This window comes from Neptunomonas qingdaonensis, assembly GCF_900113275.1.
GTDB classification, from domain to species: domain Bacteria; phylum Pseudomonadota; class Gammaproteobacteria; order Pseudomonadales; family Balneatricaceae; genus Neptunomonas; species Neptunomonas qingdaonensis.
The window spans coordinates 13,160-25,212 of the sequence record NZ_FOOU01000021.1 but is presented as its reverse complement, the minus strand read 5'-3'; the positions used below and the strand labels follow the sequence as shown (position 1 = coordinate 25,212).

The following is a 12,053-nucleotide window of genomic DNA, read 5'->3' as shown; positions in this document are numbered from 1 at the left end:
GGATGAAATATAGGTTTTTACCATAAAAAAGCGCCTATTAAGGCGCTATTAAGCCGTTATTTGCAAAATCATGGCGTCGATACTTTGTTTCAAACCGCTTCTTTACATCCTAATAAACGGGCAATAGTCATACCCGGACACCAACCAGTAAACGCCGATTGAATTAAACTTGCGCCTACTATGCCAGTGATAATAAACAGCATAATGTTTACATTGAAAATCATGACGGCTATCACTGTCCCCAGAATAATGGAGCCAGCTAAAATATGTACCGCCTGGTTTACACTCATTCCTGTGATGTTACAGGAGTCTTGCTTTAGCCCAAGCTTCTTAAATATAGTGATAGCAGGACACCAGCCTGTAAAAGCAGACTGAAGTAAGTTTAAGCCTACAAAACCGGTTAAATAAAACCAGTTGTGGCTGAGATAAGTACCTAGCACGAGACTAATTAGTACGACTGTTCCAGCCATTAAGCGAAGCGCTGCATTGACGGTCATGATAAACCTCCGATATTTAATATAGGTTCAAGTGTACATTAGAATTATCTAATTTAAAAGAAAGCATTGCATGTTTTGGCTGAAGAGTGAGCGAGATCAAAGCTAAAGTTTACTTTTTTGTTACTCTAAATAATAAGTACGAAAGTGCAGGAGAGAGCTATGAAGAAAACTAAAATTTTAGTGCATCTGGATTTATCCCAGATGAGTGATGTGCTAATGAAAAAACTAAAGCAATTAATTCAACAGAAAAATGTAAAAGTTGAGTTGTTTGCATGTTGTTATAACTCGTCTTTGCATCGTAGTTATCTGTTTGATGAAAAAGCTGAAAAGCATGCCATTGCGGGCTTTCTACACGAGAAAGAGAAAAAGCTTATTAAATTGGCAGAACAGCTTGAAGCCAGCGAAGGAGTCGTTGCAGGGGAGGTCAGCTACGATGTAGCCTGGCATCGCAATACAGCAGAAGGGATTGTTAGAAAGGCGATCAGGTATCAAGCGGATATGGTGATATCTGCTATCGGTAAGCATCCGCAGGGACACTATCTATTCCGGCAGGGTGATTGGCAATTAATTGCTCAATGTCCTGTGCCTTTATTGCTAATGAGAGGTCAGGACTGGTCGGCTCATCCTCGGGTTGCTGCTTTGGTTGATCCATTTCATGAAAGTGATAAGCCTAAGGCTCTGGATCATGAAATATTGGAAAGCGCCTGCTTATTGGTAGATCTATTAGTGGGCGAGCTGCATGTTGCTCATAGTTTTACCAGTATTCCGCAATCGGCAATTTTTGATGAGCACTTGACACTGGATTACGCGGCGCTACATAAAAAAGTTAAAACAAAGCACAGCACGGTACTTAAGTCTTTGATGGAAGATAAGGCCTTGGCGTCAGGAATACTTCATCTTGAAGATGGTGAAGTGCATAAAGTAATACCCGAGATGGTTCAGCGCGAACATATTGATCTGCTTGTCATGGGGTCAATAGCAAGAGGCTTTCTGGATCGATTTTTGATCGGAAGTTCGGTTGAACGAATAGCGGATCATGTGGATTGCGATATATTACTGGTGAAGCAGCCGGGCTTTATCAGCCCGGTGACAGAAAATAGTCCCTAGATCGAAGTTCAGGGATCAGAGGTCAAAAACTAGAGGTCAAAACAAGCCCAGATTGGTGCGTGATCAGAGGGTTTCTCCATTCCTCTGATTTCGTAATCGATATCTGAGTTTTGGCATGTTTGGCTTAGAGAGGGGGTAGCCAAAATAACGTCAATTCTTAAACCGCGTTTGGGTTCCGGCTCAAAGCCTCTGCTGCGATAGTCAAACCAGCTGAAACGGTCATCCACATCCGGGTGAAGCTGTCGGAAAGTGTCAATCAGCCCCCAGCTTTGTAAACGAGCGAGCCACTCTCTTTCGATGGGCTGAAAACTGGATTTACCCGTTTTCAGCCAACGCTTACGGTTGACTTCACCAATACCAATATCTAAGTCAGTTGGCGAGATATTGATATCCCCCATGACGATTAGGTTTTCATCTGGTGTGTGATGCGTTGTTAAGTAGTTTTGCAGATCTTCATAAAAACGAGCTTTCGCTGGAAACTTAACGGGATGCTCAATATTTTCACCTTGAGGGAAGTAACCGTTGAGAATAGTCACAGTATTCCCTTTAGGCGTGGCGTACTTGCCAATGATCATGCGGCGTTGGGCATCCGGCTCATCAGTCAGGAAGCCTTTTTGAATACTCAGAGGTGGATTTTTTGATATCAGGCATACACCGTAATGGCTTTTTTGTCCGAAGAATTCAACATGGTAACCATGCGCTTCAATCATCTCTATAGGAAACTGAGGATCATCAACTTTGATCTCCTGAAGCCCTATGACATCGGGAGAGTATTTCTCAATAAGAGCGGCAATTTGATGAGGACGTGCGCGTAATCCATTAATATTAAAAGAGATAATTTTCATTGAGGCGTCATCATAGGTTAAATTAACGGCTATTCTAACATGTTTGCAAACGCGTATGGAGGCTGGTTGATTTGATTTTCCTATCGTTATATTAGTTATCTTTGATTGGTACTTTATAGGCTGAATCGTTACAGTTAATGAAATTTATATTGGGAGTTAAGCTGTGTCTGCATATGATTTTGATCTGTTTGTTATCGGGGCTGGTTCTGGTGGTGTTCGGGCGGCACGCATGGCGGCAGCAATGGGTGTAAAAGTTGCGGTCACTGAAGACCGTTATCTGGGTGGTACTTGCGTCAACGTAGGCTGTGTTCCCAAGAAGCTGTTTGTCTATGCATCGCACTACAAAGAAGAGTTTAACGATGCAGTTGGTTTTGGCTGGACGGTTGGGGAGAGTAGTTTTGACTGGCCCACGTTACGTGATAGAAAAAATGACGAAATCAGCCGGCTTAACGGTATCTATCGTAACCTGCTGGTTAACTCCGGCTGCGAGCTGCTGGAAGGACGAGGTACTCTGGTGGACGAGCATACGGTCGCGGTTAATGGGAAAAACTACACCGCTGAACGTATTTTGCTAGCGACGGGCGGGTGGCCATTTGTTCCGGAGATTCCCGGTAAAGAGCACATCATTAGTTCAAACGAAGTGTTTTTTCTGGAGACATTCCCTAAGCGCGCCGTCGTTGTGGGTGGCGGATATATTGCGGTTGAGTTTGCGGGCATCTTTGCCGGTTTAGGCGCTGAAACCAGCCTGATTTATCGAGGTGACCTGTTCCTTCGCGGGTTTGATCGGGATTTGCGTGAGTTTGTGGCTCAGGAAGTCGCTAAGAAGCATGTGGATCTTAAGTTTAATAACAATATTGAGTCGATTGAAAAGCAGGCAGATGGCAGTTTGTTACTGATGCTGACGGACGGTTCTACTCACGAAACAGATTGCGTGCTGTATGCGACGGGGCGTGTGCCTAACGTCAATGATCTGGGGCTTGAGGCATTGGGCGTCGAGCAGCAAAAAAATGGCGCTATTATCGTTAATGATAGCTTCCAGACAAACGTGCCGTCAGTTTACGCCATTGGTGATGTGATTGATCGTGTGCAGTTGACGCCTGTCGCGTTGGCAGAAGGCATGGCCCTGGTGAGACACCTTTATCAGGAAGGTAATCCTGCGGTTGATTATGATCTGATCCCTACGGCTGTATTTTGTCAGCCAAATATCGGCACGGTGGGCTTGTCTGAAGAGCAGGCGCGTGAGCAAGGTAAAGATATTGATGTGTATCGTAGTGAATTCCGTGCGATGAAGCATACGATGTCGGGTAGCGATGAACGCACATTAATGAAAATGATCGTAGAGAAGAGCAGTGATAAAGTGTTGGGGGTTCATATGGTGGGTCCGGATGCGGGTGAAGTCATTCAAGGGTTAGCCGTTGCGCTTAAAGCGGGAGCAACTAAAGCTGTGTTTGATGCCACCATCGGTATCCACCCAACGGCCGCAGAAGAGTTTGTTACTATGCGGGAGCCGCTAAAAAAATAAGGTATTGAAAATCCGCGCAGCATTGCCAGCAGGCTGTAGATCTGTATTAAGTTCGACAGTCTGCTAGACTATAAGCAAAGGGAGTGCTGCGATGAGATTTCTTCTACAGATGTTATGGCTAGCCTGTATACCGGATTGGATGCGTGATCAGCAACCGGATAGCCAGCATTTTTATCGTCGTCAGTTCACCAAAAAATATCAGCGTAAGTGTACAATCGTGCGCAGATTGTGGGTATGCAGCGGGCTATTGATTCTGCTTTTTCCTACGATACCTTTTGCCGCAGCCATCTCACTCTTAAGTACATTCTTATCATTTTGCCTGCTGGATGAAACCTAATGGTGGAATAACTATGCTCAAGCTTGTTTGAATTAAAAAGCTTGGTATAACAATGTTTTATATAAAATGCTGTATATAAAAAGGGCAGCTAACCGAGGTTAGCTGCCCTTTTTTATGTTTGCACTGTAGAGCGGCTTTTGGAGATTAACGCTGGTTTTGTAACGCAGCGATTCGATCATCCAGTGGAGGATGGCTGGCCATTAATGCCATAAATCCCATTTTTGTATGACTGCTGATACCAAACGCAGTCATTTGACTAGGTAGCTGATCCGGCATTGCTGATTCAGCTTTGAGTCGCTGCAGTGCTCCAATCATTCCTGCTGTGCTACCAAATTGAGCCCCGGCTACATCTGCGCGGAATTCACGCCGACGCGAGAACCAGGCAACAATCATGGATGCAGCAATACCAAAAACGATTTCAGCAACGAAGGTGGCAATGTAAAAGCCAATGCCTACGCCACTGGATTCACTGTTTTTGCGCAGTAGTGAGTCAACAAAGTAACCGACAATGCGCGCAAAGAACATGACAAAGGTGTTTACCACGCCTTGAATCAGGGTGAGAGTGACCATGTCTCCATTGGCTACATGGCCTATTTCATGTGCCATGACAGCTCTGGCTTCTTCAGGGCGAAAGCGTTGCAATAAACCGCTGCTAACCGCAACAAGCGCATTGTTTTTATTCCAGCCCGTTGCAAAAGCGTTGGCTTGATCGGAGTGGAATATGCCGACTTCAGGCATGCCGATACCAGCTTTTTCAGCTAACTCAGCAACGGTATCAACCAGCCATTTTTCTTCCCTGGTTCTGGGTTGCTCAATAATCTGAGTGCCAGTTGATCTTTTAGCCATCCACTTTGAAATAAACAGTGAAACGAAAGACCCGACAAAACCAAAGACAGCACAAAAAATAAGTAAAGACGTAAGGTTCAGCCCTGTGCCTGATAGGTAATGCTCAACTCCCAGCAGATTGAGGGTGACACTGGCGATCAGAAGAACGGCCATGTTGGTCAGAAGGAAGAGAATGATGCGCATAGTGTATTTCCCAAAATTTTAGATAACGCTTAGATATAGGCTTTTGTTAAAAGTTTCAACCCCTGCGTGATTAACCTGGGATATATTTACTGGTCGGGCCTGGGGCATCTCTTTATAATCCAGAGTATCAACTCAGGAGGTTAAGTGACTGATATTTATCGTTGGGTACAGGATCAATTAAAGACTGCAGACAATCAATGCCGCCGTTTATTGCATGGGCGGGGTGGTTTCTTTCCAGGTTATGAGTCAGTTGTTATCGATTGGTTTTCGCCCGTGGTGATTATCCGGCTGTACGCAGATGTTGGTGAAACGACATTGACCGAACTCAAAACCTTTTTTGCGAATGACCCGAGGGTATCTGGTCTTTTAATTCAACACCGCGGGCGTGGACGAGAGACCCGGCATGAAGTGGTTTTTGGTGAAGTGCCTGAATTACTCATTGCTGATGAGTCGTCATTGAAATACGAAATCCGGCCAATACAGTTTCAAAACAGTGGTCTGTTTTTAGATATGCGACATGGGCGGGATTGGGTGCGCTTACACTCTCAAGATAAGAAAGTTCTCAACCTGTTTTCTTTCACCTGTGCATTTTCGGTTGCCGCAATAGCTGGCGGAGCGCAGCAGGTGGTGAATGTTGATATGAGCAAACGGGGTTTGAGTATTGGGCGCGCTAATCATCAGTTGAATGGACATGATCTTTCTAAGGTTAGTTTTATGCCCTACGATATGCTGAAGTCCTGGGGGCGGATCAGGCGGCCAGGGCCTTATGATATAATTATCATTGATCCTCCCAGTTTTCAGCCGGGAAGTTTTGTGGCAGAAAATGATTATCGTAAAGTGTTAAGACGCTTGCCTGAGTTGGCTTTGCCAGGTGCGCAGGTGTTAGCTTGTCATAATGATCCGGCTCACAATCAAACTTTCGTCAGGGACTTAATGGCGCAGGAGTGCCCGCAGTTTTCATTTGTTGAGTTACTGCCAACACAAGAAGACTTCCCTGATCTTGACTCTGAAGGTGGTGTTAAAGCAATGGTATTTAAACACAATGATTAAGATTCCCGTGATCTGCATTGATATTGAAGCCAGTGGCTTAGGGCCGGGCTCTTATCCGATAGAAATTGCATGGAAGTGTGGTTTGACGGGCGATAGCGATAGCTTCTTGATTAATCCGGAAACAGGTTATAACTGGACGGATTGGGATTTAGAAGCAGAGGATCTTCACCATATTGCTATTCAGGAGTTGCTGGCCGAAGGCGTGTCTGTCAAGGAGGCTTGTAAGCGACTCAACACGCGGCTTCAAGGTAAGACGCTCATCAGTGACGCCGTTGATTTTGATTATTTTTGGATTCGACGTCTTTATGAATCCGCTAGGATGAATCCTTCATTTGAAGTCCGAGGTATTGATAAAGTGCTGGAAGGTGGGCAGTTGATTCAGTATCGGTTGGTTGCTAATGCTCAGGTACGAAACCATCGCGCCATGGATGATGTCAATGACCTTCTGACCTGCCTGGCTGCTTGCGATATTAGTTAACACTTCATCCTTTTTGCTTAGTAAGTCTCCCACTATGTTATTCAGTTAAACCATCTAAGCCTGATCTTAGCGTCAGTGCCTCACCTAGCTGGTCGATGGTCCCGGGTGCCACGCCGGCTAGCGTAGCGACGGCGGTTGGATAGGATTCTTTGACGCTTTCTTCATTCCTTGCCTCTCGAATACAAGCATTGATATAACATGCCAAGTGTAAAATGGCGCTCAGAGGAAGAAGGTCGTCATGGCTCAATGGTTTTTTATGCTGTTTTACTGCTTCACCAAGTTCTGCTGGGAAGCTCCACATATCCAGGAGCGCCTTGCCCGCTTCCTGAGAGGTGAATCCCACCCGATCAATCTCTGCTTCGCTGCGGCTTAGATAAGAGTCTTCAATGAGTGTTTGAATGGCTTTTGCGCGTTTAGGCACCGCTAAATGGAGTAACAAGCGCCCGATGTTATGAATAAGACCTGCTGTAAACGCGACATCAGGATCTACATCATCCGACTTAGATGCAAACCAGCGGGCGAGAGTCGCTACTCTAAAGGATTCTGACCAGAATTTTTTTATATCCAGTCCCTCAACGTTGACTGCAGAGTTAGAGAAGCCGGAAGCAATCACCAGTATTTTTAAGCGGCTCATGCCTAGCATGATCGTTGCTTCATCAATAGATGAGATTTTTCGTGACAGCCCGAAATAGGCTGAATTGACCAACCGAAGTGTTTTTAAAGAGAGTGTTTGATCTTCGCTGACTTTTTTAGCGATATCTGAATAATCAGCATCAGGATTGTTTAATGCCTGAATTAAGTAACGGACTACTTCAGGTACGTTTGGTAGCTTGCTGGTCTGGCCCAACAGGTCTTTAATTTCCATAGTGTCTCCTGCTGTTTGCGCATTAGTTATTATTATTCCTATGCATCAGCGTAGAGGAGGATAAAAATTTCGCAAATAAAAAGGCCGCATCAATGCAGCCTTACACGTGTAGATTCAGATGATCAGAGATTTAAAACATGTTCTTCAATTTTGCTGCGCAACTCATCATATTGTCCCATCTCTTCAGGCAGGAAGTAGAGCTTGTAGTAGCTGCGCTCGACCAGGTTGCCTTTAATTCCTTTGATATTTTCTTTCATCATGGCATAGGGGTAAGCCATGTGAAGGTGCAAAACACGGGTGTGCGGTTGAAGTTGAAACTCATGGTTTTCAAGGTCGTAGCGCACTTTCTTTTCTTTAATCGTGTAGAAAGATACTTCAGCGACATGATTAAGATTGATGAGAAAGTTGGATGTAACAGGCACCAGGTGCTGTTTTTCCAAACCGTTGTGTTCCATGAAGATACCGCTATTTTTCTTAATCTTGATAAACATCGTGACACCCAGGACATGTTATTAACAGAAAAGAATACTATGTCAGTTTAATGACAAAGTTATTACAAAAGGTTATGACAAACAGTAACGCGACTTTATGTACTTCACAACTAAAGATTTAAAAAGAGCGGTACGCATACCGCTCATAATGTTGTTGCTATATATGAGGCTATATAAATAGGTAATTAGTTCACTTAATCGTTACTGCTCGTAAGATTTTAAGAAGGTGGCAATACGTGATATTGCTTCCTCTAAATCATCAATACGCGGAAGGAAGACAATTCTGAAATGTTGTGTATCTGGCATGTTAAATCCGCTGCCTTGTACCACAAGTACTTTTTGTTGCAGCAGCAGATCAAGTGCCAGCTTTTCGTCATTTTTAATTGGATAAACATCGGGATCCAGCCTAGGGAATAAGTACAAGGCTCCTTCAGGTTTTACGCAGGAGACGCCGGGGATATCATTAAGCATCTTCCAGGCCAGATTGCGCTGCTCAAATAGTCGCCCTTCGGGAACGATAAGCTCATTAATGCTTTGATATCCTCCTAACGCTGTTTGTATTGCGTGTTGGGCAGGGACGTTAGCACATAAACGCATATTGCTGAGCATATCCAGCCCTTCAATATAATCGCGCGCACGGTGCTTGGGTCCGCTGACGATAAGCCAGCCAGAACGAAACCCTGCCGCGCGATATGTTTTAGACAGACCGTTGAACGTTAAGCAGATCACATCGTCTGCTAATGAAGCCATAGAAATATGCCGGGCTTGATCATAGATGATCTTGTCGTATATTTCGTCAGCAAAAACGATCAGGCTATGTTCTCTGGCCAGATCCATAATTTGCATCAGTATTTCTTTTGGATACACAGCACCTGTCGGGTTATTAGGGTTGATAACCACAATGCCACGGGTGTTTTCAGTAATCTTGCTGCGGATGTCGTCAATATCCGGTACCCAGCCAGACTGCTCATCACACAGGTAGTGCACCGGATTTCCACCGGCCAGACTAACCGCCGCTGTCCAGAGCGGATAGTCGGGAGCAGGAATGAGCATCTCGTCCGTATCATTCAGTAAGCCCTGCATAGACATGACAATCAGTTCTGAGACGCCGTTACCTATATAGATATCTTCAACGCTAACGTTCGCAATCTCTTTTCTCTGACACTCTTGCATAATGGCTTTACGGGCCGCGAACAAGCCTTTTGAATCGCAATATCCCTGAGAGGCGGGTAAGTTGCGGATAACGTCCTGAACAATCTCTTCAGGTGCCTCAAATCCCCACGGAGCAGGGTTGCCGATATTGAGTTTGAGGATGCGGTTGCCTTCCTCCTCTAAACGTTTGGCTTCCTGAAGAACGGGTCCCCTGATGTCGTAGCAAACGTTGATCAGCTTGTTCGATTTTCTGATAACTGGCATGTTAACAATCCCGTAGGTCGTCAGTCTCTGTTGAATGTACTGACGAGCGAGTCACAAATAATAAAAAAGGTTGATAATCATACGCTTTTTTATATGTGAAAAGAACAGCTGCTGAGTTAAGGTTTATGTTAAGAGAAACCAGATATTCCTGATTTTAAAGAGGATGTTGGCGGTTAGTCTTGATGAGCGCTTTGCCAGGCTGAGCGTGAACAGGGCAGTGAGGATAATGTTATGAAAGGCTTTATGAAAAGCTCCATGAGTAATAATGGAAAAGTTATTAAGTCGGAAGATGAGTGGAAAGCCACTTTAACAGCCGAGCAATACCGTATTTGCCGTAACAGAGAAACTGAAAGGGCTTTTGCGGGGGCTTATTATCATAATGAGAAGGAGGGTGTTTATACCTGTGTGTGTTGTGGTATTGCTTTGTTTAACTCCTCTGCAAAATATGATTCGGCTAGTGGTTGGCCCAGCTTCTGGGAGCCCGTAAGTGATGACGTCATTCTTGAGTATCGGGACAGTCAGCATGGCGTGATACGTGACGAAATCAGCTGTGCGCGTTGCGATGCGCATTTAGGCCATGTATTTCCCGATGGGCCAGAACCAACAGGGCTGCGCTATTGTGTAAATTCCGCTTCTCTTGATTTTGAAGAACAGAGCAGATGAAAAATTTCCAATGGTTGTATGAGCATGCCTTGCAGCATAAAGGGGCAGCGCTGGAGTCTATGTTGCCAGAGGTCTTGTCTGATGCCTCGATTGCGCAATTAAGTGAAAACTATATTTTTTCAACGTTAACACGGCGCGTTTTCAGGGCAGGCCTGAAACATTCGCTGGTGGACAGTAAATGGCCCGCCTTTGAAAAAGCGTTTTTCGACTTTAATCCTCACAAAGTCGCTTTAATGAGTGATGAGCAGTTAGAGCGTTTAATGCAGAATGATCAGATTATAAGGCACTGGGGAAAGATCAAAGCCACTCGCCTGAACGCGGTGATGCTGACTGAGATAGCAGAAAAGCAGGGTAGCTGTGCTCGTTGGATAGCGGATTGGCCAGAAGAGAATATTATTGGCCTGTGGAGCGCTCTTAAGCAGCAGGGATCGCATCTGGGGGGTAACTCCGGGGCGTATTTTTTGCGGATGTTGGGAAAAGATACTTTTGTGTTGACTGATGATGTGGTGGCGGCGTTGAAAGCACAGGGGGTGGTCGATAAGAAGCCAACAGGAAAGAGGGATTTGCAAAAAGTTCAGGATGCCTTCAATCAATGGCGTGCAGAATCAGACCGGCCTTTGTGCCATATTAGCCGGTTGCTGTCTTTTACGGTGGGTTGGTGAGGGCTGTTTGAGGGTTTCAATTAAGCAGGCTAAGGGTTGGTAATTTAGCGGGGTGACAATTGATTGATAAAGTCGCAGAGGTTGTCGGCGATCTGTTTAACCGGCTTTTTGCCAGGATATTCCAGCCATATGCTGCCGTCATCGTTACGTACCGTTAGCATTCCATCATCCGGCTCAGTGCATGCAAAAAATAAGCTTAAAGGCTGTTTTTGCTTGGCTTTTACCATAGCGTGGCCAATAAAATTGGCTCGAAGTCGTTCTAAATCCTCTTCATTCCAAACCTGCAATAAAACTAAATCACCGGCGGGTGCTCGTGCGTTTAAGTGATCGGACCAGTAGCAGCTAAAGTATTCTGCAATATCAGGATGAATTTTGGTATCCAGTGCCTCACCTAAGCGAATGAACATATCAGAGACGGGCGTCTGTTTTGTCGGCTGCCAATTGAGAATCTCACCCGCTTGTGGGTCATTGGCGTCAAAGCACAGTGAAGGCCATTGTGGATCAAAAGGCATGCTGGGTAATGGGTCATTGTGGTATGCACGCCACTTTGTGACAAAATTTTCCAACGTATCTGATATCTGCATTGTGTCCTGCGATTATAAATAGCTAACAAGTAAGAAGCGTTACTTTAGTGCTTTTTGCTCGCGGGTGGAAATATTTGAGGTGTGTGTGGGAAAAATGAAAGCGGTTCTGGTTATTAAGTGAACACATGCTATTCATGTCGGCAGTCGTTAGACGTAAAATGTTAAGCTGTGTTTATATCGAGGAAAAAAATATATCTGTTTTTTTGCTGCAAATGTTTGACAATGCAGGGAAAGTATTTAAAATGCGCACCTCGTTCAGGGACGTGTCAACGCCTCAGAATGAAAACGGAGTGGTAGTTCAGCTGGTTAGAATACCTGCCTGTCACGCAGGGGGTCGCGGGTTCGAGTCCCGTCCATTCCGCCACTAGTAAAGTCAAGGTGCTGATTTTATTAGTATAAAAAATTTAAGCCGATGCATTGTGGGCGTGTAGCTCAGTTGGGAGAGCGTCGCCCTTACAAGGCGAATGTCGGGAGTTCGAACCTCTCCACGCCCACCATAATGTAGCT

14 protein-coding genes and 2 tRNA genes are annotated in these 12,053 nt (G+C 45.0%); 9 read left to right on the top strand and 7 right to left on the bottom strand.

Going from position 1 to position 12,053, the window contains the following annotated elements; genetic code table 11:
* Positions 1-89: 89 nt before the first annotated feature.
* On the bottom strand, positions 90-497 hold the full coding sequence (locus BM099_RS19235) for a YgaP family membrane protein (protein WP_090730728.1): 408 nt from the start codon (positions 495-497) through the stop codon (positions 90-92).
* A gap of 159 nt (positions 498-656) precedes the next feature.
* Between BM099_RS19235 and BM099_RS19230 the strand changes: the two genes are divergently transcribed.
* Entirely contained in the window at positions 657-1,604 is a 948-nt protein-coding gene (locus tag BM099_RS19230; RefSeq protein ID WP_090730726.1) for a universal stress protein, read from the top strand.
* 29 nt (positions 1,605-1,633) lie between these two features.
* Here BM099_RS19230 and xthA read toward each other — a convergent pair whose 3' ends face one another.
* Positions 1,634-2,449: an exodeoxyribonuclease III gene (gene xthA, locus BM099_RS19225; protein ID WP_090730724.1), complete on the bottom strand. Its 816-nt coding sequence runs from the start codon at positions 2,447-2,449 to the stop codon at positions 1,634-1,636.
* 163 nt (positions 2,450-2,612) lie between these two features.
* Here xthA and gorA point away from each other — a divergent pair, with 163 nt between their 5' ends.
* Both gorA and BM099_RS19215 read left to right on the top strand, forming a co-directional pair.
* Entirely contained in the window at positions 2,613-3,971 is a 1,359-nt protein-coding gene (gene gorA, locus BM099_RS19220; RefSeq protein WP_090730722.1) for a glutathione-disulfide reductase, read from the top strand.
* A 91-nt stretch (positions 3,972-4,062) separates the two neighbouring features.
* Entirely contained in the window at positions 4,063-4,308 is a 246-nt protein-coding gene (locus tag BM099_RS19215; RefSeq protein WP_090730720.1) for a hypothetical protein, read from the top strand.
* A 144-nt stretch (positions 4,309-4,452) separates the two neighbouring features.
* On the opposite strand, the gene htpX is transcribed toward BM099_RS19215, so the two are convergent.
* Complete coding sequence (gene htpX, locus BM099_RS19210; protein ID WP_090730718.1) at positions 4,453-5,337, bottom strand: protease HtpX; 885 nt, start codon at positions 5,335-5,337, stop codon at positions 4,453-4,455.
* Positions 5,338-5,481: 144 nt separating this feature from the next.
* Here htpX and BM099_RS19205 point away from each other — a divergent pair, with 144 nt between their 5' ends.
* Both BM099_RS19205 and BM099_RS19200 read left to right on the top strand, forming a co-directional pair.
* A complete protein-coding gene (locus BM099_RS19205) occupies positions 5,482-6,387 on the top strand; it encodes a class I SAM-dependent methyltransferase (RefSeq protein WP_090730717.1) in 906 nt (301 codons plus the stop codon).
* Entirely contained in the window at positions 6,380-6,865 is a 486-nt protein-coding gene (locus BM099_RS19200) for a 3'-5' exonuclease family protein (protein WP_232348831.1), read from the top strand. The genes BM099_RS19205 and BM099_RS19200 overlap by 8 nt, the downstream gene beginning before the upstream one ends.
* Positions 6,866-6,902: 37 nt before the next feature.
* Here the strand turns inward: BM099_RS19200 and BM099_RS19195 are convergent, their stop codons facing one another.
* From BM099_RS19195 to BM099_RS19185, 3 genes are all read right to left on the bottom strand, one after another.
* On the bottom strand, positions 6,903-7,730 hold the full coding sequence (locus BM099_RS19195; RefSeq protein WP_090730715.1) for an HDOD domain-containing protein: 828 nt from the start codon (positions 7,728-7,730) through the stop codon (positions 6,903-6,905).
* Between the two features lie 122 nt (positions 7,731-7,852).
* Positions 7,853-8,221 (bottom strand): hypothetical protein, encoded by a 369-nt coding sequence (locus BM099_RS19190; protein ID WP_090730713.1) that lies wholly within the window; start codon positions 8,219-8,221, stop codon positions 7,853-7,855.
* A gap of 201 nt (positions 8,222-8,422) precedes the next feature.
* Positions 8,423-9,637 carry a pyridoxal phosphate-dependent aminotransferase gene (locus BM099_RS19185; protein ID WP_090730711.1) on the bottom strand — a complete coding sequence of 405 codons (1,215 nt, stop codon included), beginning with the start codon at positions 9,635-9,637 and terminating at the stop codon, positions 8,423-8,425.
* A gap of 231 nt (positions 9,638-9,868) precedes the next feature.
* On the opposite strand from BM099_RS19185, the gene msrB reads away from it, so the two are divergent.
* Both msrB and BM099_RS19175 read left to right on the top strand, forming a co-directional pair.
* The gene (msrB, locus tag BM099_RS19180; RefSeq protein ID WP_232348832.1) at positions 9,869-10,300 is read left to right on the top strand and encodes a peptide-methionine (R)-S-oxide reductase MsrB; all 432 of its coding nucleotides are present in this window, start codon (positions 9,869-9,871) and stop codon (positions 10,298-10,300) included.
* Positions 10,297-10,962: a DNA-3-methyladenine glycosylase I gene (locus tag BM099_RS19175; RefSeq protein WP_090730709.1), complete on the top strand. Its 666-nt coding sequence runs from the start codon at positions 10,297-10,299 to the stop codon at positions 10,960-10,962. The genes msrB and BM099_RS19175 overlap by 4 nt, the downstream gene beginning before the upstream one ends.
* A 44-nt stretch (positions 10,963-11,006) precedes the next feature.
* Here the strand turns inward: BM099_RS19175 and BM099_RS19170 are convergent, their stop codons facing one another.
* Positions 11,007-11,546, bottom strand: a complete 540-nt coding sequence (locus BM099_RS19170; RefSeq protein WP_090730707.1) for a SecY-interacting protein Syd — start codon at positions 11,544-11,546, stop codon at positions 11,007-11,009.
* Between the two features lie 287 nt (positions 11,547-11,833).
* Between BM099_RS19170 and BM099_RS19165 the strand changes: the two genes are divergently transcribed.
* A tRNA-Asp gene (locus BM099_RS19165) sits at positions 11,834-11,910 on the top strand.
* Between the two features lie 57 nt (positions 11,911-11,967).
* Positions 11,968-12,043: transfer RNA gene (locus BM099_RS19160), tRNA-Val, on the top strand.
* The last annotated feature ends 10 nt before the right edge of the window (positions 12,044-12,053 follow it).

What these genes read in the sequence shown, in the direction of transcription:
- BM099_RS19235 (WP_090730728.1), bottom strand. Translation starts at nt 497, where the DNA reads ATGACCGTCAATGCAGCGCTTCGCTTAATGGCTGGAACAGTCGTACTA.
- BM099_RS19230 (WP_090730726.1), top strand. Translation starts at nt 657, where the DNA reads ATGAAGAAAACTAAAATTTTAGTGCATCTGGATTTATCCCAGATGAGT.
- xthA (WP_090730724.1), bottom strand. Translation starts at nt 2,449, where the DNA reads ATGAAAATTATCTCTTTTAATATTAATGGATTACGCGCACGTCCTCAT.
- BM099_RS19215 (WP_090730720.1), top strand. Translation starts at nt 4,063, where the DNA reads ATGAGATTTCTTCTACAGATGTTATGGCTAGCCTGTATACCGGATTGG.
- htpX (WP_090730718.1), bottom strand. Translation starts at nt 5,337, where the DNA reads ATGCGCATCATTCTCTTCCTTCTGACCAACATGGCCGTTCTTCTGATC.
- BM099_RS19200 (WP_232348831.1), top strand. Translation starts at nt 6,380, where the DNA reads ATGATTAAGATTCCCGTGATCTGCATTGATATTGAAGCCAGTGGCTTA.
- BM099_RS19195 (WP_090730715.1), bottom strand. Translation starts at nt 7,730, where the DNA reads ATGGAAATTAAAGACCTGTTGGGCCAGACCAGCAAGCTACCAAACGTA.
- BM099_RS19190 (WP_090730713.1), bottom strand. Translation starts at nt 8,221, where the DNA reads ATGTTTATCAAGATTAAGAAAAATAGCGGTATCTTCATGGAACACAAC.
- BM099_RS19185 (WP_090730711.1), bottom strand. Translation starts at nt 9,637, where the DNA reads ATGCCAGTTATCAGAAAATCGAACAAGCTGATCAACGTTTGCTACGAC.
- msrB (WP_232348832.1), top strand. Translation starts at nt 9,869, where the DNA reads ATGAAAGGCTTTATGAAAAGCTCCATGAGTAATAATGGAAAAGTTATT.
- BM099_RS19175 (WP_090730709.1), top strand. Translation starts at nt 10,297, where the DNA reads ATGAAAAATTTCCAATGGTTGTATGAGCATGCCTTGCAGCATAAAGGG.
- BM099_RS19170 (WP_090730707.1), bottom strand. Translation starts at nt 11,546, where the DNA reads ATGCAGATATCAGATACGTTGGAAAATTTTGTCACAAAGTGGCGTGCA.